This window comes from Streptomyces sp. NPDC017936 (assembly GCF_044328485.1).
Classification (GTDB): domain Bacteria; phylum Actinomycetota; class Actinomycetes; order Streptomycetales; family Streptomycetaceae; genus Streptomyces.
In genome coordinates, this window is sequence record NZ_JBIRHK010000002.1 from 320,180 (window position 1) to 343,347 (window position 23,168).

Below are 23,168 nucleotides of genomic sequence, written 5' to 3' on the forward strand. Positions count from 1 at the left end.
CCGGACGGGCGCCCGTCCGGCGGATGCCCGTACCGGTCATCCGCCGGACCCCTCCCGGGCCGGCGAGGTGACCCCGAGGACACCGAGCACGGCCCGGGTCGCCGGGCTGGGGTTGAAACGGCTCCACGCCAGGTACTCGAGCCGGCGCGGACCGTCGACGACCGGGACCAGCGCCAGTTCCGGATCGCCGGCGGCCAGCGGGCCGACGAACGCCGACGGCATCAGCGCGACACCGAGCCCCCGCGCGATCAGCCGGGTCATCAACTCCACCACGCCGGCCTCGTACGCGACGTCGCGGACCAGGCCGGCGGCGGTGAACGCCCGGTCGGACTGCGCGCGGGCGGGCGTTCCGGCCACGAAGTCCACGAAGGTCTCCCCGGCGATCTCCTCCAGCGTGACCCGGGAGGCGCCCGCGAGCCGGTGCCCGGACGGCACCACCAGCACGTGCCGGTCGTGATCGAGGACGACGGTCTCCACCCCGGAGGGCCGTTCGCCCTCCGGCAGGCCGAGGAAGGCGATGTCCAGATCGCCCGCGCGGAGCGCCGCCACCAGGTCGTCACTGCGTCCCGACCGCAGGACGACCCGGACCTCCGGGTACCGGGCGCGGTACCGCTGGAGCAGTTCGGGCACGTCCACGGCGGCCGCGGTCACGATGACGCCGACGGCGAGCCGGCCCCGCACCACGCCGGCCGCGGCGGCGGCGTCGGTGACCGCGCGGTCGGCGGCGGCCAGGCACTCGCGGGCGGCGGCGACGAACGCGGCCCCGGCGCCGGTCGGCTCGACGCGTCGGCTGGTCCGGGCGAAGAGCCGGACCCCGAGCTCCCGCTCCAGGCCGGCGATCCGGTGGCTGAGCGAGGACTGCACGACCGCACAGCGCTCGGCGGCGCGGGTGAAGTTCCGGGTCTCGGCGAGGGCGACGGCGTAGCGCATCTGCTGGAGGTCCACCCATCCATCGTCGTCGTTCATGGCTGGCATGACAAGCATGCTTTGGAGTCATGAACGGCGGCGGCGAGACTGCCGTGCATGCAGACCTTGACCGAACGGTCGCCGGGACCGCCGCGGACGGCGTCCGCGCAGCGGGCGGCGACCGTCGCGCTCACCGCGCTCGCCCCGGCCTCCTGGGGCACCACGTACGCCGTGACCACGGAGCTCCTCCCGCCCGGGCATCCCCTGTTCGCCGGACTGATGCGCGCCCTGCCCGCCGGGCTCGCCGGACTGGCGATCACCCGCGTGCTCCCGCGCGGAGACTGGTGGTGGAAGGCCGCCGTCCTCGGCGTGCTCAACATCGGTGCGCTGTTCCCCCTGCTGTTCCTGGCGGCGGAACGGCTCCCCGGCGGGGCCGCCGCCACCCTCAGCGCCACCCAGCCGCTGCTGGTCGCCGGACTGGCCATCGCGGTGCTGCACGACCGGCCGACGGCGTGGAGGTGGACCTGGGGGGTGCTGGGCGTGCTCGGCGTCGGGCTCGTCGTCCTCGGACCGGAGGCACACCTGGACGCCGTCGGGGTGCTCGCCGGCCTCGGCGGTACGGCCACGATGGCCGGCGGAGTCGTCCTCACCAAGCGCTGGGGCCGCCCCGCGGGAGTGGGCCCCCTGACCCTGGCGGGCTGGCAACTGACGGCCGGGGGACTGCTGTTGCTCCCGCTCACGCTCGCGCTCGAAGGGGTGCCGCAGCGGATCGACGCCGCGGCGGCCGGCGGTTACCTGTGGCTCGGCGGCATGGGCGGGCTGATCGCCTACACGGTGTGGTTCCGCGGGCTCGGGCGGCTGCCGGTCGGCGCGTCCGCACCGCTGGTGCTGCTGTCCCCGCTGGTCGCGACCGTCGTCGGTCTCGGACTGGGCGAGTCGCTGAACCTCCCGCAGACCCTGGGGTTCGTCCTGGCCCTGGCCGCGTTGCTCGCCGCACAGTTCAACTCCCCGCTCCCGCCCCGCCGTACGGCGCGCGGCGGGCGCACGGAGGAGGCCGACGGCCGAAAGGAGCGGAACCGATGACGACCGGTTCGACGGAGAACGGTTCGACCGGGAGGGGCTCGGCGGAGCCCGGCCTCCTGGCGCCCCGCAGGACGATCGCCGTGCTCGGAGCCACCGGCATGGTGGGCAGCCGGGTGACCGAGGAGGCCGTGGGACGTGGGCACCGGGTGCTCGCCCTGTCCCGGAAGCCCGGGGGAGGGGACCCGGACGTGAGGCCGGTCGCGGTCGACGCGCACGACCCGCGCGCCCTGCGTGACGCGCTGGCCGGCGCCGCGGCTCACGGCGCCGTCCCGGACGCCGTCGTGGTGACCGTGCGGACCTTTCCGGCCGACCCGGAGTTCCTGGTCGGCGCCACCCGCACGGTGCTGGACGTCGCCGCCGGGCACGGGATGCGCGTCCTCGTGGTCGGCGGCGCCGGTGCCCTGCGCAGTCCCGGCGACCGGGACCTGCTGGTCGCGGACGATCCGGCCCACGTGCCCGCCGAGCACCGGGCCGTCGCCGCCGCCGGGCTCGCCCAGTTGCGGGCCTGCCGGGCCCACGCCTTCGGGGACTGGGTGTACCTGAGCCCGCCGGCGCTGCTCGAACCCGGCACCCGCACCGGCCGCTACCGGCGCGGCACCGACACCCTGCTCACCGCCGCCGACGGCCGCTCGTGGATCAGCGCCGAGGACCTGGCCGTCGCCGTGGTCGACGAACTCGAGGATCCCGGCCCCGAGCGGCACATCACGGTCGTCCACCGGGACGACGCGCACGGGTCGGTGTGAGCCGGGCGCGGACCGACGGAAGACGGGTCCCGCTGGTGCGCCCCGGTGCGGCCGGCCCCTCGCCGAGGACCGTGCCGGCACTCAACTCCCCCTGAACGGGGTTGACTTGGAGAGAGCTCCAAGTGGTTGACTGCCGCGCAGTTCACGCACCGCACAGGGGGTACCACCATGGGCAACTCACCCGGCTCGCCGGACGCGCCGGTCGCTCTGATCACCGGCGGCGGCAGCGGCATCGGCGCCGCCGTCGCACGGCGACTGCTGGACGCCGGCCACCGGGTCACCGTCACCGGCCGGAGCGAGGAGCGGCTGCGCTCCTTCGCCGCCGAACGGGGGGACCCCGGGACACTGCTGACGGTCGCCGGCAGCACGACCGACTACGACTGCGTACAGTCGGCGGTCGACCGCACGCTCGAGCGGTACGGCCGACTGGACACCGTCGTCGCCAACGCCGGCACCGCCACCCACGACTCCGTCGCCGAAGGCGACCCGGCCGGCTGGACCGACATGGTCCTGACCAACGTGCTGGGTCCCGCCTTCCTCGTCCGCGCCTCCGTCGACGCCCTCAAGGAGAGTCGGGGCCGGATCGTGCTCGTCGGCAGCGTCGCCGGCTTCGTGCCCACCCCGGGCAACCTCTACGGGGCGACGAAGTGGGCGGTGACCGGCCTCGCGGAGAACACGCGCCGGCAGGTCACCGAGTGGGGCGTCGGGGTGACCCTGATCGCGCCCGGCCGGGTGGAGACCCCGTTCTGGGACGGCTACGGCAGCCTGCCGCCCGGGCATCTGCTGACCGCCGACCAGATCGCCGACTCCGTGGTCTGGGCGATCCGGCAGCCCGAGGGCGTCGACGTGAACACCGTCGTCGTACGGCCGATCGGCCAGCCCAACTGACACGTCGAGGGCGCCCCCCCCCGCGACGGGAAGGCGCCCTCGACGGAGGCCGAAAGGCTCAGACGACGTCGAACGCGGCCGGGTCCGGGCCGATGCGCCGGTCCTCGTTCAGCGCGCTGATCGCGGCCAGGTCCTCGGCGTCCAGGCTGAAGTCGAACACCTCGATGTTCTCCTTGATCCGGGACGGCGTCACCGACTTGGGGATCACGACGTTGCCGAGCTGGAGGTGCCAGCGCAGCACGACCTGGGCCGGGGTGCGGCCGTGCTTCCGGGCGATGGCGACGATCGCCGGGACCTCCAGCAGGCCCTTGCCCTGGCCGAGCGGGGACCAGGCCTCCGTGGCGATGCCCCGTTCGGCGTGGAACTCGCGGGCGGCCTGCTGCTGGAGGTGCGGGTGCAGCTCGATCTGGTTGACCGCCGGGATGACCGACGTCTCGCCGATCAGCCGCTCGAGGTGCTCCGGCAGGAAGTTCGAGACGCCGATGGCCCGCGCGCGGCCGTCCGACAGGAGCTTCTCGAACGCCTTGTAGGTGTCGACGTAGGTGTCCCGGGCCGGCAGCGGCCAGTGGATGAGGTACAGGTCGACGTAGTCCAGGCCCAGCTTCTCCAGCGAGGCGTCGAACGCGCGCAGCGTCGCGTCGTACCCCTGGTCGCTGTTCCAGAGCTTGGTGGTGACGAAGACGTCCTCGCGGGGCACGCCGGAGGTGGCGATCGCCCGGCCGGTGCCCTCCTCGTTGCCGTAGATCGCCGCTGTGTCGATGCTGCGGTACCCGGCCTCCAGCGCGGTGCTGACCGCCCGCGCCGCCTCGTCGTCCGGCACCTGCCAGACGCCGAAGCCCAGCTGGGGCATCTCGACGCCGTTGTTGAGGGTGATCGGGGGGACCTTGCTGCTCACGAGCTCTCGATCCTTCGGTTGTCCGTCAAGTGTTCTCCACCATCGTCAACGATCACGACGCGTGATGCATTCCTGACCCCCGAATTCGAACCACGGAGCCTCACAAAAGGTCACGACCGATCGCGTGTTGTCGGACTCCGTCGAGCGCTGTCGCATGCCTGTCGCGTGCCTGCCCCGTGCCGTCAGGTCCGGTACAACGCGTCGACCTCGTCGGCGTAGGCGTTCTCGATGGCCCTGCGTTTCAGCTTCAGCGACGGGGTGAGCAGGCCGTGCTCCTCCGTGAAGGGCTGGGCGAGGATGCGGAAGGTGCGGATCGACTCCGCCTGCGAGACCAGGGTGTTCGCGGCGACCACGGCGCGGCGCACCTCCGCCTCCAGGTCCGGGTCGCGCACCAGCTGCGCCGGCGTCATCGCGGGCTTCTTGCGCATCTGCAGCCAGTGCTCGACGGCCTCCTGGTCGAGGGTGACCAGGGCGGCCACGAACGGCCGGTCGTTGCCGACGACGATGCACTGGTGGACCAGCGGATGGTCGCGCACCCGCTCCTCCAGCAGCCCCGGCGAGACGCTCTTGCCGCCGGAGGTGACCAGGATCTCCTTCTTGCGGCCGGTGATGGTGAGGTAGCCGTCCTCGTCGAGGGAGCCGAGGTCGCCGGTGGCCAGCCAGCCGTCGTGCAGGGTCTCGTCGGTGGCCTTGGGGTTGTTCAGGTACCCCTGGAAGACGTTGTCGCCGTGCAGCCAGATCTCGCCGTCGTCCGCGATGTGCACGGTCACGCCCGGGATGGGCCGGCCGACGGTGCCGTAGCGGGTGCGTCCGGGCGGGTTGGCGGTCGCGGCCGCCGTCGACTCCGTCAGGCCGTAGCCCTCGTAGACCTGCACGCCCGCGCCGGCGAAGAACAGGCCCAGCCTGCGGTCCATCGCGGAGCCGCCGGACATGGCGTGCCGCACCCGGCCGCCCATCGCGGCGCGCATCCTGGAGTAGACGAGCCTGTCGAACAGCTGGTGCTGCACGCGCAGCCCCGCGGAGGGGCCGGGCCCTGTGCCCCAGGCCTTGGCCTCCACCGCCTCCGCGTAGTTCACGGCGACGTCCACGGCCTTCTCGAACGGCCCGGACTTCCCCTCCCGCTCCGCCTTGCGGCGGGCGGCGTTGAACACCTTCTCGAAGATGTACGGCACGGCCAGGAAGAACGTCGGCCGGAACGCGGCCAGGTCGGGCAGCAGGGCGGACGCGTGCAGCTGGGGCTGGTGGCCGAGGCGGACCTTGCCGCGGATCGCGGCGATCTCCACCATCCGCCCGAAGACGTGGGCGAGCGGCAGGAACAGCAGGGTCGCCGCCTCGTCACCCTTCTTGGAGCGGAACACCGGCTCCCAGCGCTCGATGACGGTGTCCGCCTCGAACATGAAGTTGCCGTGCGAGACGACACAGCCCTTGGGCCGGCCGGTCGTGCCGGAGGTGTAGATGACCGTGGCGACCGAGTCGGGCGTGACCGCCTCCCGGTGCCGGTGCACCACGTCGTCCTCGATGGAGGCGCCCGCGTCGTACAGCTCCTGCACGCAGCCCGAGTCCAGCTGCCACAGGCGGCGCAGCCGCGGCAGGCGGTCGATGACGGTGGCGATCGTCATCGCGTGGTCCTCGTGCTCCACCACCGCGGCCGTGGCCTCCGCGTCGTACAGCATCCAGAAGCACTGCTCGGCCGAGGAGGTCGGGTAGACGGGGACCACCTGGGCGCCGATGGTCCACAGGGCGAAGTCGAACAGGGTCCACTCGTAGCGGGTGCGGGACATGATCGCGACGCGGTCGCCGAAGCGGACGCCCTGCGCGAGCAGGCCCTTGGCCAGCGCGAGGACCTCGTCGCGGAACCCGGCGGCGGTCACGTCCCGCCACTCGCCGTGCTCGTCCTTGCGGCCGAGCGCGACATGGTGGGGGTCCTCCTGGGCGTGCCGGTAGACGACGTCGGCCAGTCCGCCCACCGGCGGTGCCGGCGCCGACGCAGGAGTGGTGAACTCGCGCAAACCCGCACCCCGCTTCTCGTGGCCGCACAGCGCCGTGAAAGCTACCCCACGCGCGCGCGGGGCGGGAGAGGGGCGGAAAAGCGGACGATGCTCCCGTCCGCGCTGGTCAGCGCAGGAAGACGAGCTCACATGGGGAAGGGCCGGACGGAAATCCGACGGTCGGGTACGTCCCGGTGCCGTAATCTCCACCGAATCTGCCCGACCCGCTCACCCCGCCCGGCCCCTCGACGGGGGCGGGTCAGCCGCGCGCCGACGCCCGCGGTCCGGCCGGGGCCGCGGCGGCCGGTTCCGGCACCGCCACCCGCTCCCCGCGCGCCGGCCGGAGCAGGACGACGACGAGCACACCGGCCACCAGACCGGTGACGCCCGCCGCGACCAGCGCGCCGTCCAGCCCGGTGGCGAACGCGTCCCGCAGGGCGTGCTCGCCGTACGTGCCGCGCAGCGCCCCGGCGCCGCCGCCCGCCAGCGTGTGGGCCGCCCCGTGCGGGAGCGCGTCCGCCATCCGCGAGGTCAGGACGGTGCCGAAGACGGCGACCCCCAGCGCGTAGCCGAGCTGGCGGACCGTGCTCACCGCGCCGCCCGCCATGCCGGACCGCTCGGCCGGCACCGCGGCCAGCGCCGCGCCCGCCACGGTCGGCGCCACGAACCCGGTCCCGATCCCCACCAGCACGAACCCGGGCGCCAGCGCCGTCCAGCCGGACCCCGCGTCCAGCACCGCCTGGCACAGGCAGCCCGCACCGATCAGCAGCAGCCCGCCACCGACCGTCCACCGGGCCGGCACCCCGTGCAGCAGCTTGCCGACCAGCACCGCGACCACCATGGCGGCCACCGTCATCGGCAGCAGCGTGAGCCCGCCGCGCACCGGGCTCATGCCCAGCAGCGTCTGCATCCAGATCGACAGGTACGGCGTCACCCCGAACGCCACCCCGTTGAAGGCGAACGCGCCCGCCATCACCCCCACGAAGGCGGGCACCCGCAGCAGCCGCAGGTCGAGCAGCGGATGGGCCGCGCGCCGCTCCGCCAGCACGAAGCCCACCAGCGCGAGCGCGGCCACCGCGAACGACACCGGCGTCGCCGGCGCCGTCCACCCGTCCGCCCCGGCCCGCACCACCGCGTACGTCGTACCGCCCGCGAACCCGGCGAACGCCACCGTGCCCGCCCAGTCCACCCGCATGCCCCGCGGACCCTTCGACTCCGGCACCACCCTCAGCGTCAGCCACACCGCCAGCACGCTCACCGGAAGGTTCACCAGGAAGATCCACCGCCAGCCCGGCCCCGCGGTGAGCAGCCCGCCCAGCACCGGCCCCACCGCCGCCGCGCCACCGCTGACCGCGCCCCACACGCCGAGCGCGGCCGACCGGCGCCGCCCCTGGTAGACGGAGCCGAGCAGCGGCAGCGTCGTGGCGAACACCGCGGCCGCCCCCACGCCCTGCACGGCCCGCGCCACGACCAGCGCCTGCGGCCCGGACGCCAGCCCGCACCACAGCGACGCCGCCGCGAACACCACCACGCCCGCCACGTGCACCCGCCGCCGCCCGAGGACGTCGGCCGCGGCCCCCGCCCCCAGCAGCAGCGCGGCCAGCGCGAGCGCGTACCCGTCCACCACCCACTGCAGATCGCTCAGCGACGCGTCCAGCGCCCGCGCCATGTCCGGCAGCGCCACCACCACGATCGTCACGTCCAGCAACAGCATGAACGTCCCCAGGCACACCGCCGTCAGCGGCCCCCATCTGCGCATCTGCCCAACTCCTCTTTTCCGTACGGGGATTGCCGGCCGCTCCGTACGATGGGCGAGGGACGGCCGATCGCCGCGGAAACCGGCGCCGGACCGACGGGATCCGACGGGGGAGAAGCCGATGGCGAGGGAAACCCACACCTTCGACGAGCTGGACGTGCAACTGCTGTCGGCGCTCGAGATCGACGGCCGGGCCCCCTTCAGCCGGATCGGCGCGGTCCTCGGCGTCTCCGACCAGACGATCGCGCGCCGCTACCGCAGACTGACCGCCGAGGCCGGCCTGCGCGTGGTCGCCGTACGGGACGCCGAACGCCTCGGCCAGGACCAGTGGATGCTCCGGCTGCGCTGCGTCCCCGACAGCGCCGCCGTCATCGCCGACGCCCTCGCCAAGCGCCACGACACCCACTGGATCGGCCTCGGCTCCGGCGGCACCGAGATCGTCTGCATGACCCGCCCCCGGCACCCCGGCGACCACGACGACCTCATCCTCGGCAAGCTGCCCCGCACCCCCAGCGTCGTGGAGATCCGCGCCCAGCAGCTCCTCCACCGCTTCTACGGCGGACCCACCGGCTGGCTGCGCAAGTTCACCGCCCTCGACCGGGACCAGATCGCCGCCCTCGCGCCCCGCCCCGCACCACCCGCCGGGCCGGCCCGCATCGACCCCGAGGACGAACCGCTCCTCGCCGTCCTCGAACGCGACGGCCGCGCCGGCCACCCCGAGCTCCAGCGCGCCACCGGCCGCTCCGAGTCCGCCGTCAAGCGCCGCCTCGCCTCCCTGCTCGCCTCCGGCGCCGTCTACATCGACGTCGAGTACCACTCCGAGATCCTCGGCCACCCCCTCGCCGCCGCCCTGTGGATCACCACCGCGCCCTCCGCCCTGCACGAGGTCGGCGAGGCCCTCGCCACCCACGACGAGGTCGCCTTCGCCTCCGCCACGGCCGGCCCCTCCCACATCGTCGTCACCGCCGTCGTCCGCGACACGGCGGGCCTGTACGCCTACCTCAGCGGCCCCCTCGGCCGCCTGCCGGGCGTCCGGCACGTGGAGACGACGCCGTTCCTGCGGCGGATCAAACAACTCACCTACCAGCCCCCGGGCCGCTGAGGCGGTCCGGCGCGGCGGCCCGCGCCCCGGGCCCCCGCCGGTGCAGCCGGTCGCCGCCCGCCAGGATCGCCGCCGCCAGCGCGTCCGCCGCGCCCTGGGCGGAGGGCCGGCGCCGGCCGTGCACCAGCACGAAGTCCACCCGGCCCAGCTCGGGCAGACCCGACCGGTCCGGGACCCGCACCAGGCCGGGCGGGATCAGGCCGCGCGAGTGCGCCATCACGCCCAGGCCGGCGCGGGCCGCCGCCACCAGACCGTTCAGGCTGCCGCTCGTGCACGCGATCCGCCACGGCCGCCCCTGCCGCTCCAGCGCCTCCATGGCGAGCGCGCGGGTGATGCCGGGCGGCGGGAAGACGATCAGCGGGACCGGGCGTTCCGGATCCAGCCGCAGCCGCTGCGCGCCGATCCACACGAGCTCGTCGTGCCAGACCAGCTCGCCCCGCGCGTCCTCCGGGCGCCGCTTGGCCAGCACCAGGTCCAGCTTCCCGGCCGCCAGCCGCTCGTGCAGCGTCCCGGACAGCTCCACCGTCAGTTCCAGGTCCACCTCGGGGTGGTCGTGCCGGAAGCCCTCCAGGATCTCCGGCAGCCGGGTCAGCACGAAGTCCTCCGAGGCGCCGAACCGCAGCCGGCCGCGCAGCCGGGTGCCGGTGAAGAACGCCGCGGCCTGCTCGTGCACCTCCAGGATCCGGCGGGCGAAACCGAGCATCGCCTCGCCGTCCTCGGTCAGCTCCACCGAGTGCGTGTCCCGGGAGAACAGCGTCCGCCCGGTCGCGTCCTCCAGCCGCCGCACGTGCTGGCTGACCGTGGACTGGCGCAGCCCGAGCCGCCGGGCGGCCTGGGTGAAACTCAGGGTCTGCGCGACGGCCAGAAAAGTCCGCAGGTGAGAGGGGTCGTACACGCCGTCCACGGTACCCGGTCATCACGATGCGCGATGACAGTCAGAGCGGTAGGACGGATTCCCGATCACGGGGCCGGGGAGGACCATGGAGGGGCACCCTCCGGGCCCGTGGCACGGCGGACGGACCGCGGACGGACGACGTGCCCGAGCGCGCCGAACGCCGCACACCCGGCGGAACGAACGACGTACCCCGAGCAAGTGGAGCACCGTGAAACGCCTGCGCCGGCCGAGCCGGATGCCGATCGACCCGTACATCCTCCTGCTGCTGGGGACGGTGGGCCTCGCGGCGCTCCTCCCGGCCCGCGGCGCCGCCGCCGACGTGGCCTCCGGCGCCTCCACGGCCGCGATCGCCTTCCTCTTCTTCCTCTACGGCGCCCGCCTGTCCACCGCGGAGGCGCTGGACGGACTGCGGCACTGGCGGCTGCACGTCACCGTCCTCGCCTGCACCTTCGTGATCTTCCCGCTGCTGGGCCTGGCCGCCCGCGGAGTCGTCCCGGTGCTGCTCACCGAGCCGCTCTACCAGGGACTGCTGTTCCTCACCCTCGTCCCCTCCACCATCCAGTCCTCGATCGCCTTCACCTCGATCGCCCGGGGCAACGTGCCCGCCGCGATCTGCGCGGGCTCCTTCTCCTCCCTCGCCGGCATCGTCGTCACGCCGCTGCTCGCGGCCGCGCTGCTCGGCAGCACCGGCGGCGGCTTCTCCGCGGACTCCCTCGTCCGGATCGTGCTGCAGCTCCTGGTGCCGTTCGTCTCCGGGCAACTCCTGCGGCGCTGGATCGGCGGCTTCGTCGCCTGGCACAAGAAGGGCCTCGGCCACGTCGACCGCGGCTCCATCCTCCTCGTCGTCTACACCGCGTTCAGCGAGGGCGTGGTCCAGGGCATCTGGCACCAGGTCAGCGCCGTCCGGCTCGCGGGGCTGCTCGCCGTCGAGGCCGTGCTGCTCGCCGTGATGCTCGCGCTGACCTGGTACGGGGCGAAGGCCCTGCGCTTCGGCCGGGAGGACCGGATCGCGATCCAGTTCGCCGGCTCCAAGAAGTCGCTCGCCTCCGGACTGCCCATGGCGAGCGTCCTGTTCGGCGCGCACGCCTCACTGGCGGTGCTGCCGCTGATGCTCTTCCACCAGATGCAGCTCATGGTGTGCGCGGTGATCGCCAAACGCCGCTCGCACGACCCGCGGCCGGAGCCGGTCACCGCCGGCGGGGCGCCGGGCGCGGCGTCCCGGACCGCGGTCGACACGGGGCCGCGGTCGCCCTGACCCCGCCGCCGCGGACGCCGGATCCGGCCGGGGCGGACGCCGGATCCGGCCGGGGCGTCGTCCACCGGCGACGGTATGCGATACGCGGTCGGCGGTGTGTCCGACCAATTACCGGGACGGACGGTCAACGAGGGATAACGTTCCGTCATGACCGCAGTCGCACTCGCACCCGCTCCCCGCGTGCTCGATCCGGCGCGCACCGCATTCGCACCCGTTCCCCTCGCGCTCGATCCCGCGCGCACCGCACTCGTCCTCGTCGACCTGATGGACCGGATGGTCGCGCTGCCCCTCGCCCCCCACAAGGGCAGCGACGTCCTGGCGGTCGCCGAGCACCTCGCGGACGCCTTCCGGGCCGCCGGCGCCCCCGTCGTCCTGGTCCGCGTGGAACGCCCCGGCATCGCCAAGCAGCCGCCCGGCAGCGGTCTGGTGCCCGGCCTGCTGCACGACGGCGACATCGAGGTCGTCAAGCGCACCATCGGCGGCTTCCAGGGCACCGGCCTCGACGAGCAGCTGCGCCGGCGCGGCGTCACCACGCTGGTGTTCGGCGGCATCGCCACCAACCTCGGCGTGGAGTCCACGGCGCGCGCCGCCGCCGACCTCGGCTACGACCTCGTCCTCGTCGAGGACGCCATGGCCGCGCTCATCGGCGCCGAGCACGAGGCGTCGGTGCGGTTCGACTTCCCGCGCCTGGGCACGGTCGTCCGCTCGGACGCCGTGCGGTTCGCGTCCGCGAGCGCCCCGGACGGGTACTCCACGGACTGAGACGCGACGGTACGAGACGCGAGGGGCCCGGGACGGGGACCCCGCGGCGCAGCGGCGCTCCCCGCCGGCCGGGGGCCCGCCGCCGTGCCGCGGGCGGCCGCCTCAGTCCCGGGCGGCCGCGGCCCGCAGGGCGACGCGGTCCTCACCCGCGTACACGTTCATGGAGCTGCCCCGCAGGAAGCCCACCAGCGTCAGTCCCGTCTCCGCGGCCAGGTCCACCGCCAGCGACGAGGGCGCCGACACCGCCGCGAGCACCGGGACGCCCGCCATCACGGCCTTCTGCGCCAGCTCGAACGAGGCCCGGCCCGACACCAGCAGGATCGTGCGGGACAGGGGCAGTTCCGCGTTCTGCAGGGCGCGCCCGACCAGTTTGTCGACGGCGTTGTGCCGGCCCACGTCCTCCCGGACGTCCAGCAGCTCGCCGTCCTCGGAGAACAGGGCCGCCGCGTGCAGCCCGCCGGTCCGGTCGAAGACCCGCTGGGCCGCGCGCAGCCGGTCGGGCAGGCTCGCGAGCAGCTCCGGCGCGACCCGCACCGGGGGAGTGTCGGCGATGGGCCAGCGGGCCGTCGTACGGACCGCGTCCAGGCTCGCCTTGCCGCACAGGCCGCACGACGAGGTGGTGTAGACGTTCCGCTCGAGGGTGATGTCGGGGACCGTGACGCCGGGGGCGGTCCTCACGTCGACGACGTTGTAGGTGTTCGAGCCGTCCGCCGTCGCCCCGGCGCAGTAGACGATGTTCAGCAGATCGGACGCGGCGGCCAGGACGCCCTCGCTGACCAGGAATCCGGCGGCCAGCGCGAAGTCGTCACCGGGCGTGCGCATGGTGATGGCGAGCGGCTTGCCGTTCAGCCGGATCTCCAGCGGCTCCTCGGCCACCAGGGTGTCCGGCCGGCTGGAGACGGCGCCGTCGCGTATGCGGAGCACCTTGCGTCGTTCGGTGACTCGTCCCATGTGGTGATCAGCCCCGGTTCTGTACGTGCCGGCAGTCGAAGCGGTCCTCGCTGCGGAGGTCGCCGTGGGTCACCGGGCCGTGGTGCGGCGAGGTGACCTTCACGATCTCATTGTCCTGCACGGGGAGCGCGGGGCCGCATCCCGTGCGGCGGCACGCGCGCACGGTCGTCGTCCGCGTCCGCGACGGTCCGTCCCGGTGCCCGCCCGGCGCTCGCCCGACCCCCGTCGCACGGCCGGGCGAAGGACTGCTCGGGTGTCCGAGGGTTAGCGGGAAGCCGACAAGCCCGACGCCCGTTTCCTGTCGCTTCACGCGCCCTCGTACCCGTGAGTCACTGATCAGACTGGGCCATCCCGCTACCCACGGCACCGAGGGGATCACCCAATGAACGGCTCGCGCATCGTCGCCGTCGGCCACTACCAGCCCGCCCGCGTCCTCACCAACGCCGACCTGGCGGGCATGGTCGACACCAGTGACGAATGGATCACGAGTCGGGTGGGCATCCGCACGCGCCACATCGCCGGACCCGACGAACCCGTGGACGAACTGGCGGCGCACGCCGCCGCCAAGGCGCTCGCGACGGCCGGACTCGCACCCGCCGACATCGACCTGGTGCTGGTCGCGACCTCCACGGCCGTCGACCGCTCACCCAACATGGCCGCCCGGGTCGCCGCCCGCCTCGGCGTGCCGCGGCCCGCGACGATGGACCTCAACGTCGTGTGCGCCGGGTTCACCCACGCGCTGGCCACCGCCGACCACACCGTGCGGGCGGGCGCCGCGCGCCGGGCGCTGGTCATCGGCGCCGACAAGATGTCCGAGGTGACCGACTGGAGCGACCGCACCACCTGCGTCCTCGTCGGCGACGGAGCCGGCGCCGCCGTGATCGAGGCGTGCCCCGACGGAGCCGAACCCGGTATCGCCCCCGTGCTGTGGGGATCGGTGCCGGAGATGGGGCACGCGGTGCGCATCGAGGGCGAGCCCGCCCGGTTCGCCCAGGAGGGCCAGAGCGTCTACCGCTGGGCCACCACCCGGCTGCCGCCGCTCGCGCGGGAGACGTGCGAGCGCGCCGGCCTCACCCCGGCGGACCTCGCCGCCGTCGTCCTGCACCAGGCGAACCTGCGCATCATCGAGCCCCTCGCGCAGAAGATCGGCGCCGTCAACGCCGTCGTCGCCCGCGATGTCACCGAATCGGGGAACACCTCCGCGGCCAGCATCCCGCTCGCCTTCTCCAAGCTGGTCGAGCAGGGCGCCGTCTCCAGCGGCGATCCGGTGCTCCTGTTCGGCTTCGGCGGCAACCTCTCCTACGCCGGCCAGGTCGTACGCTGCCCGTGAACGGACGGTGGGCGGGACCGGGGCCGACGGGGGCGCCGGTCGGGCGCACCGGCCCTGGCCACAGTGAGCCGCGGACGGCGGACGCGGGACGATCGACACCGGCTGTCCGGCCGCGGGCGCCCGTCGCCGCCCAGGAGGGGGACCGACCGATGTCGTCGACAGGACTGCCGCAGGGTGCGGTGCCCAGGCTCGAACGCCCGGGCCCCCTGCGCGAGCGTGTCTACGAGGCGCTGCTCGAGCTCATCACCACCCGCGCGCTGCGGCCCGGCCGGCACCTCGTCGAGAGCGAACTCGCCGGGCACCTCGGCGTCTCCCGCCAGCCGGTCCGCGAGGCGCTGCAGCGGCTGAACACCGAGGGCTGGGTCGACCTGCGGCCCGCCCAGGGCGCGTTCGTGCACGAGCCCACCGACGAGGAGGCCGACCAACTCCTCACCGTGCGCACCCTGCTGGAGACCGAGGCCGCACGGCTCGCCGCCTCGCACGCCGACCGGGCCGGCATCGAGGCGCTGGACGAGATCCTGGCGCAGGGCACGCTGGCCGTCGCCTCCGACGACGTGGACGCCGCCGTCGCCCTCGACGCCCGCTTCCACGCCAAGATCATGGAGCTGGCGGGCAACGCGGTCCTCGCCCAGCTCGCCGCGCAGGTCGACCGACGGGTGCGCTGGTACTGCACGCCTGTCGCGCGGCAGCGCGGACACCAGTCGTGGATCGAGCACCGGGACCTCGTCGCCGCCCTCGTGGAGGGGGACGAGCAGCGCGCCACGCGGCTCATGCGGGAGCACACCGAGCACACGCGCCGCTCCTACCACGCGCGTCAGGGGGCGTAGCCCGGAAGACGGTTCCGGGCACGCCCGCTGTACATCGTCCGTGGTGCGTCGTCCGGGGCGCATCGTCAGGGGGCTCGCCCGCGGTGCACCGCCCACGGGTGAGAGGTGCTCCGGGCGGCAGCGCCGACCGCCAGCCATCGCGTGTGGCCCGGGCTGCCACCGGTCCCCGTACGCCCTGCCCGGCGAACCCGGTGCCGCCTCCCGGCCCCGGCACGGACCCACGCCGGGGGGGCTCTACGGCGACCGTGACCGCACGGTCGCTTCTCGTCACCCCTCGGCCCCTTCGCGGAGCGGTCCCCGGCCGGGCGTCCGGCCAGCGGATATGCGGGTGAGAGGCACTCCGAAAGCTTGGTATTGTTGTCCATGTCGCCGCGGGGAACACCTCCGCATGACGGCATACACCTGGTCCGGGTGGCGGAATGGCAGACGCGCTAGCTTGAGGTGCTAGTGCCCTTTATCGGGCGTGGGGGTTCAAGTCCCCCCTCGGACACTCAGTTTGACGATACGCCTTGAGGCCTCGACCTGACGGTCGGGGCCTTCGCGGTGTTTTCGTGGCTGATCGTGGTGCCCGGAGCTTCCCGGAGTGAGGCTTCCGCGCCGGCCCCGGTGTTCCGGAGCCGATACGCGGCCTCTCCGTTCGCTTCTTCGTTACTTCGGCTCCTCGGCCTGCAGGCTGCCGTCGCGCAGGGCCTTGTCCGTGGCCCGTCCGATGACAGCGGTCGCTCCCGCGTCCACAGCCCCTCCGACAATGCCCCCCAGGATCGGGATCCCCTTGGCGAGCGTGATCGCGGCGCGCTTGGTCCCGAACTTCGCGACGAGGTGGAACCCGGCCTTCTTGTTGATCGCATGGATCACCGCCACCGGGATCTTCTTGATCATCTGCTCGCCGAGTTTCTGACTGACCTTCACCCCGAAGGCCGCCAGGACGTTCTGCGCGCTCATCCCGATCGCGAGCATCATCACGACGGTCCGCACGTGCGGATCACGGATGTCCCATCCCCGCAGGTGCGCGATGGAACCGGCCATCCGCATGTTGATGGCGATGGACGCGGCCACGTTCGCAGGGATCGTCACGCCCGCGGTGATCAGACCTCCGAGTCCGGTGACGAACCCCTGAGTGCCGGCCGCGGCCACGGACTCCTTGATGAGGCGGGCTATGACCGCGTCGATGTCGTCCTTCATGTCTTCGGGGGAACGGCGCTCATCGTCATCAGGTGCTTTGTAGTCGGCGCCCTGCCGACGCGAAAGACGGTCCTCGGCCCAGGTCACCGATCCCGTGACCGGCCCCACGCCGTTCACCATGACCTTCTCCGCGAGATCGGCGATCCACCGCCCGGCCTTCTCGACCGCTCCCTCGTCAGGAGTCTTCCCGTCGGCCATCACACACCCCTTCCGCGAGCGCTCCACCGGGAGCGTCCCGCACTGCTGCGGGCAGGAGAAGGATTCCGGTCGCCGGCATCCCCGGCAAGACGGTGGGCAGTTGAAGCCACATCCCCCTCGCTACCGCCCGCCCACCCCTCACGTCGCGACGTCCTTCGCCGCGCCGTCCTTCACGAGCTGAAGCGGCTACACCTTCCCATAAGAGTGAAAGCGCCGTCAAACTGCTTCCGTTTGCTTATGTGCGCTCGATTCAGGGAAGTTGAGTGGACTGCGTCGGCTGTCCCGCTCCACAGCCGGCCTCCACCAGGAAGGGGCTCGGCTGCCCGGTCCATGAGACGTACAGGCCGTCCCGGGCCCGAGTGCAGGCGACGAACAGCAGGCAGCGTTCCGCGGCGAGGTCGGCCTCGTGCTGGAGCCGGTCGACCTCCTTCGGGGTGATGGCCGAAGGGTTCGGCACGGCACGGTCGTTGACGCCGACGACGGCGGTGTAGCGGTACTCGAGACCCTTGAAGGTGTGCATGGTGCCCACGTTGACCGCGTCGTCGGTGCGGGCGACTCCCGCGCGGACCCGGCTGGCGGGGACGCCGGCCGCGATCAGACGGTCCTTGGCCCTCTCGCAGGTCTTGTTGAACCGCGCGCAGATCCCGATCTCCCCGTACGCGGCGCCGCCGTCCACCCACGCACGCACCTGCTCGACCAGGGCGTCGAGTTCGGCCTCCTCCGTCTCCGCGGCGTGGACGCGCGGCCCGGAGCCGTGCAGGGCGGAGCTGTACCCGATCAGGGTGTCGTGCCGCCCGCTGTCGGCCAGTTCGGCGTAGGGGCGGCCGAGCAGGAGCCCCGTCGCCCAGCTGAGGATCTCCTGGGTGGAGCGGTAGTTCTTGCGCAGCTTGGTCGAACGGCCGGAGACGTTGATGCCGAGGGACTTCAGCGACACCCGGTTGTCGTAGATCCGCTGGTGCGGGTCGCCCGCGACGAACAGGTCGTCGGGGCGCCGCGGGGCGGCCGCGCGCAGCATCCGCCACTGGGCCGGGTGGAGGTCCTGGGCCTCGTCGACGACGACGTGCCGGTAGCACGGCCCCTGTTCGGTCAGCAGGTCGGTGGCCTCCCCGCAGGTGCCGAGGTAGGTGCGCAGCCCGTCCTCGGCCAGCCGCCGGGTGAATTCCTCCACGGTCCGCCACACCAGCGGTCGGGCGGAGGACGGCAGCGCGCTGCCGCGGCCCCGGCGCTCGCAGCCCTCGTACTCCTCCCGGCCGCGGATGTCCTGGGCGAGGACGACGTGCTTGTACTCCTGGGCGAGGAACTGCGGGGTGCCGGTGAAGCCGGTGGCCTCCGCGGCCTGCTCCCACCGGGCGGTCTCCTCGTACCCGGTGAGCGGCCGGCGCGAGGTGTTGACCACGCGTCCGGCGAAGGCGTCGACGGTCATGACGTCGACCCGGTCGCGCAGGTCCGGGTCGTCGACGAGCAGGCAGAGCCCTTCGGTGAGGGAGTCCACGAGGGCGTTGGTGAAGGTGGTGAGCAGGATGCGGTCGCCGTCGCGCAGGTGCCGCAGCAGGTGCCGCACCCGGTGGAGGGCGACGACGGACTTCCCGGTGCCGGGCCCGCCGGTCACCTGCGCGGGGCCGGAGTACGACGGGCGGTAGGCGACCTTGTGCTGGGCGGGGTGCAGGAAGATCCGCCAGGCGGCGAACGGCTTGTCGAGGATGTCGCGCAGTTCGTCGGCGTCCGCGACGACGGCGATCCGGGTGCGGGTGTGCGCGATGGCGGTCGCGAAGTCGATGGTGTCGACGGGCTCCTGTGAAGCCGCGTCGGCCAGCGCCGGCACGACGACCTCCTGCCACGTCTGCTCGACGCTCGCGCCGAGGGCCAGGTGCTCCAGCACCTTGTACTGGTCCGGCGGGAAGAACGGCCCGAAGACGTCGAGCTGTTCCAGGCTGGTCAGCACGCGTGCCTGCGCGAGGGTGGTGGCGTCGATGCCGAGCGCGGCCATCTCGCCGTCGGAGACCTTCGCGAAGAGCCGCCGCTCCTCTGCGGGCGCGATGCGCTCGTAGGCGGGGGTCAGTTCTTCCAGGGTGGCGATCTCGCGGAGTTCCACGGCGCCGGTGACGGTGTTGATGGTCGCCTTCTGCTTCACCGCCCACCCGGTGGCCTCGTCGTGCGGACCGACCCGGAGCAGCACGAAGGTGTCGCCCGTCTCGGGCGCGAGGACCACGCCGCGGTACCCCTGGGTGATCCGGATGGTCCGGATCTGCCGGTCCTTGGCGCCCTTCAGGGATTCCAGCTTCAGGCCCGGGTCCTTGAAGAGCTGGTCTAGGGTGAGCCGCTCGAACTTCTCCCAGGCGTCGAACACGCCGTTCCTGACGTGCTTCTCGAGCTTCTCCAGCTGCTGGCAGAAGGCCTTGTCGAGGGCGAGGTGCGGCATGCCGGGATTTTAAGGCCGTCCCGGCGCGACCGCGGGCCGTGGACGAGTCGGCGGTCAGCCGACGGTGAGGGCCGTGATGTACGGACCGACGGGATGACGGAGCGGCCATCGCCAGAGGGCAGGGCGCGGCTCGCCGTAGCAGCCGGAGCACAGGCTCCCTCGAGCGGTGCCGTGCCGAGCCCGTGCGCTGAGTGACCGCGCGTTCCTGCTACTGCCGGCGGATGGTGATCACTTCCACCTCGGCGTTCATCGCGCGGAGCCGCCTGACGTGCTGCAGGAGGGAGACCTGGGCGAACGCGAAGAGAGAGGTGACGGTGATGTCCTCCCCGTCCTTGAGGAGTATCCCCAGAACCACATGGAAGGCTCCGCTGTCCGGAGCCTGTTCATCGGCCGCGCGATCCGCAACCTGCTGCTGGAACGCCGCTCGCATCTCAGGATCGGTCCGAAGGGCCTCGACGGCCACGGACGCCTGGGCGAAGAGGTGGTTCAGCGGTGACGTCTTGCTGTCCGCCTTCTTGATGCAGATCAACTGGCCCTCGGGGCCGAGTACGTCGCAGATCTCCAGGCCGCCACCTCGGAACTTCTTGGTGACCGGGTTCGACTTGTCGAAGAGCGTGTAACCCTCCTGCTTGGCGACCTGCTTGTTGTACCAGTCCTCGTCGTGGGAGTCCCGGTTCTTGACCTTCGTCCCCTTCGACCACGGCGGGAGAGACACCGTCGGGGCCTTCCCCAGAAGTTGCCGCAACTCGTCCTCGAGTGTCTCGACGAAGATGGCACCCACCTCGTACCACTGTCCGTGGCTGTAGAAGAAGCGAGCGGATCCCACCGGAACATCGGCCAGGAGCCAGTGCGTCCCCTTGACGGCGCTGCTGGCCGGGGTCTGGCAGTCCTCATCGCTGAAGAGCGTGACACGTACGTGTTCCAAGGCCTCCAGGCGGGTGCCGGCCGGCTTGCCGCGGACGTACTCCAGCAGGTCGGAGAGTTCGAGATCCGCCACCTCCACGCGGGGACGGCCGGGGCCCTTGATCCGGAAGCACTGAGCCGAGTTGACGCTGTCCAGGCACTGTTCTGGAACGCCCAGGGCCAATCGCTCACCCGCCGGATTCGCCAGCAACTCGTCGAGGACCTGCCGGGCCTTTTCAACCTTCGGGCTGGAGGCGGGCAGAGCCCTGATCCGGTCGATGAAGAGCAGGTCCGGATGGGGCTGCCCTGCACAGACCTCCTCGATGGCCCTGAGGTCGCTGAGGAAGTCGTCGACCTGGGTTGCGAGTGGCAGCTTGATGGCACTGTCGGCGCACTCGACGCGAATCTGACTCTTCCGCCCTTCCCTGACAGAAGTCAGCGCGATGTCGCTCACCGTGCCGCTCAACCGCTTGACGATGGCTCCGTAGCGATCGATGCCGAACCCGTCGATTCGGTCTCCCCGGGAGACGGACGATTCGTCCACTCGTCCTCGGCCGTCCATGATCAGGTTTCGGATCCGTATGACGCCGTCCTCGTCCAGACTCCGGGTGGCGAACTCCAGCCCGAAGCCGTCGTCCTTGTAATCCGATTCGAGCATGTGGTGGCCCACCCCGTACGTCAGGGCGTAGACCGCGGTCGGGGTTCGCGTGATGACAAGTCCGGCCGCGGCCTGGCTGGCCACGTCCACATCGACCCCCGTGATCGTCTGGACCGCGTCGCACCAGTCCGCGCGACCTTTCCGGACACCGCCGGTGACCACCAAACCGTCGACGGCACCGCGGGCGAAGGCCGCGACCGAGTGGTTGTCGCTCTTCAGGTATCGGTCGCGTACGTACGTCCGGAGGTCGGTCTCACCCCGGTCCGGGAGGGTGAGCCGGTAGAGAGTCGACTTCCGGGTCGCCTTCCTGTTGCTCATGACTGGCTCCTTTTCTCTGCGCGACGGCAGGACTCGTCCGTGCCGGCCATCAGCCTGTGCTCTTCCGGCTCGGGCAACCGCTGGCCGGCCGGAGGCGTGTTCCTCCGGGCAGGCCCTTACTTGCGGAAGAGCGTTCACGATGGAAGCTTCCTCAAAGTCCCGTATGAACGAAAGCCCTGTCAAGCACAAAATGGAGATGTGGCGTTGTTGGTGCGAGGGGTTGGTGTGTCGTGCCGACGACTGCCAGAGGTGGCTAACATGGCTGCAAAGCGCTCAAATCGGTGGGGGAGAGTGTGAAGCAGTCCAACGAGCCGGTCGTCTCTCCGGTGGAAGATCTGCTGCAGGGCAAGATCGTCATCCCGTCCATCCAGCGTGACTTCGTCTGGATGCGCACCGATGTACGTGACCTCTTCGACTCCCTCTACCGGGGTTACCCCGTGGGAGCGTTGCTCCTGTGGGAGACGAATCTGGAGGTGCCCTTCCGGACCGCGGCAGTCGTCCAGTCCGCCAAGTCCTCCCGGAAACCGCTGTATCTCCTGGACGGGCAGCAGCGGCTCACCTCGCTCGCATGGGTCTACCGGCCCGAGTCGAAGGCCGACGGCCGTTTCATCGACCTCCGCTTCGACGTGCGGACCGAGGAGTTCGTCAACCCGAGCGCGGTGCAGCGCAAGGACCCGCTCCTCATCCCCGTTTCTACGATCCTGCAGGAAGGCGTCCAGTTCTACGAGCTCCTCATGGACGCCGGTGTCGAAATGGGGCACCCCGATTTCAGGGAGTGGACCAAGCGGCTTCAGCGGGTCAACGACATCCGCAAGCAGCAGATCGTGGTGATCACCTACAGCTCCGACGACTACGAGGAGGTCGCCGAGGTCTTCGCTCGTCTCAACAAGGGCGGGCGCCGGCTGTCCAAGGGGGACCTCGTCTACAGCGCGATCGCCGCCCGTTGGGCGGAGGGCCTGCAGACGATGGATGCCTTCCATGACGAGTTGAGGGACGTCGGTTTCGGACTCGACCGGGAGGCGGTCCTGCGTCTCATGAGTCTGCTCGCGGGGACTACAGCTCGCCACATCAAGCTGATCGGCTCCACCATGGACGGGGCCGCCCTCAAGGAGGCGTGGCAGGCCACGGAAACAGCCTTGCGTCTCGCCGTCGACTTCCTTCGCGGAGAGTGCGGTATTCCCCGGTCGGACGTACTCACGTCACCGAACGTCGTGGTGGTTCCTGCGCTGCTCCTGCATCATCGCCAGGGGAAGCTGCAGCCCGAGGAGGCTGGACTGCTGCGCCGGTGGGTCTACACCGCGATGGCCTTCAGCCACTATTCCCTGCAGGTGGAGGGGAAACTCGACGCCGAGGCGCGGCTGGTCAAGGAGCGGACAGGGGAGCATCTGTTCACTGAGCTCATCCGCCGTGCCTTCGGTCCGCGCTCCGTGGACAGTCCGATCCACCCGCGGGACCTGGAGCAGAAGTACTCGACCCATCCTTTCTTCCGTCTCCTCTACATCGCCGCACTCGAGATGAGGGCCAAGGACTGGGCGACCAACACCGCGATCAACGACCGGCCCGTCAACTCCCGCGCCAAGATTGAGTTTCACCATGTCTTTCCTCAAGCGCGCGTCCAGTCGACGTTCCCCAAGGAAGAGTGGAACAGCCTGGCCAACCTCGCCTTTGTGACGGGCCATACCAACAAGGTGATCTCCTCCAAGCTGCCTGCGGAGTACATGGTCGGGATCGCGGCGGAGCGGCTGGCCGAGCAGTGGATTCCCGAAGACCAGGAACTGCGTTCCCTGGACCGCTTCCCCGAATTCCTGGCTGTCCGGAGGCATCTGATGGCCAACGCCCTCAATCGGTTGCTGGGCCTGCCCGACTACACGGGTCAGGCTGTCCGCCAGGAGATCGATGAGCCGCCGGCCGACGAAGAAGTGATCGCGGAGGAAACGAACGCGCCGACACCGACTCGGAGCTGATGCCGACAGGCTCCGCAGGGAGCCGCGTGGACCTGTCACCGGCTCCTCACGACTGCTGCTGCCTACAGTCGGCCCTGTTCCCGCAGGAGGAACGGGCTGGGCTGTCCCGTCAGCGAGGCGTACAACTGGTCTCATGCCCGGGTGC

Annotated in this window: 18 protein-coding genes and 1 tRNA gene; 10 read left to right on the top strand and 9 right to left on the bottom strand. The window is 71.9% G+C overall.

Annotated features, from left to right (window positions below):
• Nucleotides 1-36 precede the first annotated feature (36 nt).
• Complete coding sequence (locus ACH4F6_RS05000; RefSeq protein WP_397958785.1) at nucleotides 37-945, bottom strand: LysR family transcriptional regulator; 909 nt, start codon at nucleotides 943-945, stop codon at nucleotides 37-39.
• A gap of 78 nt (nucleotides 946-1,023) precedes the next feature.
• On the opposite strand from ACH4F6_RS05000, the gene ACH4F6_RS05005 reads away from it, so the two are divergent.
• The 3 genes from ACH4F6_RS05005 (at nucleotide 1,024) to ACH4F6_RS05015 (ending at nucleotide 3,620) form a co-directional block, all read left to right on the top strand.
• A complete protein-coding gene (locus tag ACH4F6_RS05005; RefSeq protein WP_397958476.1) occupies nucleotides 1,024-1,989 on the top strand; it encodes an EamA family transporter in 966 nt (321 codons plus the stop codon).
• Nucleotides 1,990-2,069: 80 nt separating this feature from the next.
• The gene (locus tag ACH4F6_RS05010) at nucleotides 2,070-2,732 is read left to right on the top strand and encodes an NAD(P)-dependent oxidoreductase (protein ID WP_397958786.1); all 663 of its coding nucleotides are present in this window, start codon (nucleotides 2,070-2,072) and stop codon (nucleotides 2,730-2,732) included.
• A gap of 168 nt (nucleotides 2,733-2,900) precedes the next feature.
• The gene (locus ACH4F6_RS05015) at nucleotides 2,901-3,620 is read left to right on the top strand and encodes an SDR family oxidoreductase (protein WP_397958477.1); all 720 of its coding nucleotides are present in this window, start codon (nucleotides 2,901-2,903) and stop codon (nucleotides 3,618-3,620) included.
• 58 nt (nucleotides 3,621-3,678) lie between these two features.
• On the opposite strand, the gene ACH4F6_RS05020 is transcribed toward ACH4F6_RS05015, so the two are convergent.
• The 3 genes from ACH4F6_RS05020 to ACH4F6_RS05030 form a co-directional block, all read right to left on the bottom strand.
• Nucleotides 3,679-4,515 carry an aldo/keto reductase gene (locus tag ACH4F6_RS05020; protein ID WP_397958478.1) on the bottom strand — a complete coding sequence of 279 codons (837 nt, stop codon included), beginning with the start codon at nucleotides 4,513-4,515 and terminating at the stop codon, nucleotides 3,679-3,681.
• A 182-nt stretch (nucleotides 4,516-4,697) separates the two neighbouring features.
• Nucleotides 4,698-6,524, bottom strand: a complete 1,827-nt coding sequence (locus ACH4F6_RS05025; RefSeq protein WP_397958479.1) for an AMP-dependent synthetase/ligase — start codon at nucleotides 6,522-6,524, stop codon at nucleotides 4,698-4,700.
• Nucleotides 6,525-6,762: 238 nt separating this feature from the next.
• A complete protein-coding gene (locus tag ACH4F6_RS05030) occupies nucleotides 6,763-8,262 on the bottom strand; it encodes an MFS transporter (RefSeq protein ID WP_397958480.1) in 1,500 nt (499 codons plus the stop codon).
• 118 nt (nucleotides 8,263-8,380) lie between these two features.
• Between ACH4F6_RS05030 and ACH4F6_RS05035 the strand changes: the two genes are divergently transcribed.
• Nucleotides 8,381-9,361, top strand: coding sequence for an Lrp/AsnC family transcriptional regulator (locus ACH4F6_RS05035; RefSeq protein WP_397958481.1), 981 nt, complete (start codon nucleotides 8,381-8,383; stop codon nucleotides 9,359-9,361).
• Here the strand turns inward: ACH4F6_RS05035 and ACH4F6_RS05040 are convergent.
• Entirely contained in the window at nucleotides 9,336-10,256 is a 921-nt protein-coding gene (locus tag ACH4F6_RS05040; protein ID WP_397958482.1) for a LysR substrate-binding domain-containing protein, read from the bottom strand. The two genes, ACH4F6_RS05035 and ACH4F6_RS05040, sit on opposite strands and share 26 nt — an antisense overlap.
• 235 nt (nucleotides 10,257-10,491) lie before the next feature.
• Between ACH4F6_RS05040 and ACH4F6_RS05045 the strand changes: the two genes are divergently transcribed.
• A complete protein-coding gene (locus ACH4F6_RS05045; RefSeq protein WP_397958787.1) occupies nucleotides 10,492-11,511 on the top strand; it encodes a bile acid:sodium symporter family protein in 1,020 nt (339 codons plus the stop codon).
• A gap of 147 nt (nucleotides 11,512-11,658) precedes the next feature.
• Entirely contained in the window at nucleotides 11,659-12,273 is a 615-nt protein-coding gene (locus ACH4F6_RS05050; RefSeq protein ID WP_397958483.1) for an isochorismatase family protein, read from the top strand.
• Nucleotides 12,274-12,375: 102 nt separating this feature from the next.
• Here the strand turns inward: ACH4F6_RS05050 and fdhD are convergent, their stop codons facing one another.
• On the bottom strand, nucleotides 12,376-13,224 hold the full coding sequence (gene fdhD, locus ACH4F6_RS05055) for a formate dehydrogenase accessory sulfurtransferase FdhD (RefSeq protein WP_397958484.1): 849 nt from the start codon (nucleotides 13,222-13,224) through the stop codon (nucleotides 12,376-12,378).
• 382 nt (nucleotides 13,225-13,606) lie between these two features.
• Here fdhD and ACH4F6_RS05060 point away from each other — a divergent pair, with 382 nt between their 5' ends.
• From ACH4F6_RS05060 to ACH4F6_RS05070, 3 genes are all read left to right on the top strand, one after another.
• A complete protein-coding gene (locus ACH4F6_RS05060) occupies nucleotides 13,607-14,554 on the top strand; it encodes a beta-ketoacyl-ACP synthase III (RefSeq protein ID WP_397958485.1) in 948 nt (315 codons plus the stop codon).
• A 149-nt stretch (nucleotides 14,555-14,703) separates the two neighbouring features.
• The gene (locus tag ACH4F6_RS05065; RefSeq protein WP_397958486.1) at nucleotides 14,704-15,381 is read left to right on the top strand and encodes a GntR family transcriptional regulator; all 678 of its coding nucleotides are present in this window, start codon (nucleotides 14,704-14,706) and stop codon (nucleotides 15,379-15,381) included.
• Between the two features lie 405 nt (nucleotides 15,382-15,786).
• A tRNA-Leu gene (locus tag ACH4F6_RS05070) sits at nucleotides 15,787-15,871 on the top strand.
• Between the two features lie 158 nt (nucleotides 15,872-16,029).
• Here the strand turns inward: ACH4F6_RS05070 and ACH4F6_RS05075 are convergent.
• From ACH4F6_RS05075 to ACH4F6_RS05085, 3 genes are all read right to left on the bottom strand, one after another.
• Nucleotides 16,030-16,761: an EcsC family protein gene (locus ACH4F6_RS05075; protein ID WP_397958487.1), complete on the bottom strand. Its 732-nt coding sequence runs from the start codon at nucleotides 16,759-16,761 to the stop codon at nucleotides 16,030-16,032.
• Between the two features lie 250 nt (nucleotides 16,762-17,011).
• The gene (locus ACH4F6_RS05080; RefSeq protein ID WP_397958488.1) at nucleotides 17,012-19,180 is read right to left on the bottom strand and encodes a UvrD-helicase domain-containing protein; all 2,169 of its coding nucleotides are present in this window, start codon (nucleotides 19,178-19,180) and stop codon (nucleotides 17,012-17,014) included.
• Nucleotides 19,181-19,388: 208 nt separating this feature from the next.
• Complete coding sequence (locus tag ACH4F6_RS05085) at nucleotides 19,389-21,059, bottom strand: DUF6119 family protein (RefSeq protein ID WP_397958489.1); 1,671 nt, start codon at nucleotides 21,057-21,059, stop codon at nucleotides 19,389-19,391.
• Nucleotides 21,060-21,352: 293 nt separating this feature from the next.
• On the opposite strand from ACH4F6_RS05085, the gene ACH4F6_RS05090 reads away from it, so the two are divergent.
• Nucleotides 21,353-23,023, top strand: a complete 1,671-nt coding sequence (locus ACH4F6_RS05090) for a DUF262 domain-containing protein (protein ID WP_397958490.1) — start codon at nucleotides 21,353-21,355, stop codon at nucleotides 23,021-23,023.
• The last annotated feature ends 145 nt before the right edge of the window (nucleotides 23,024-23,168 follow it).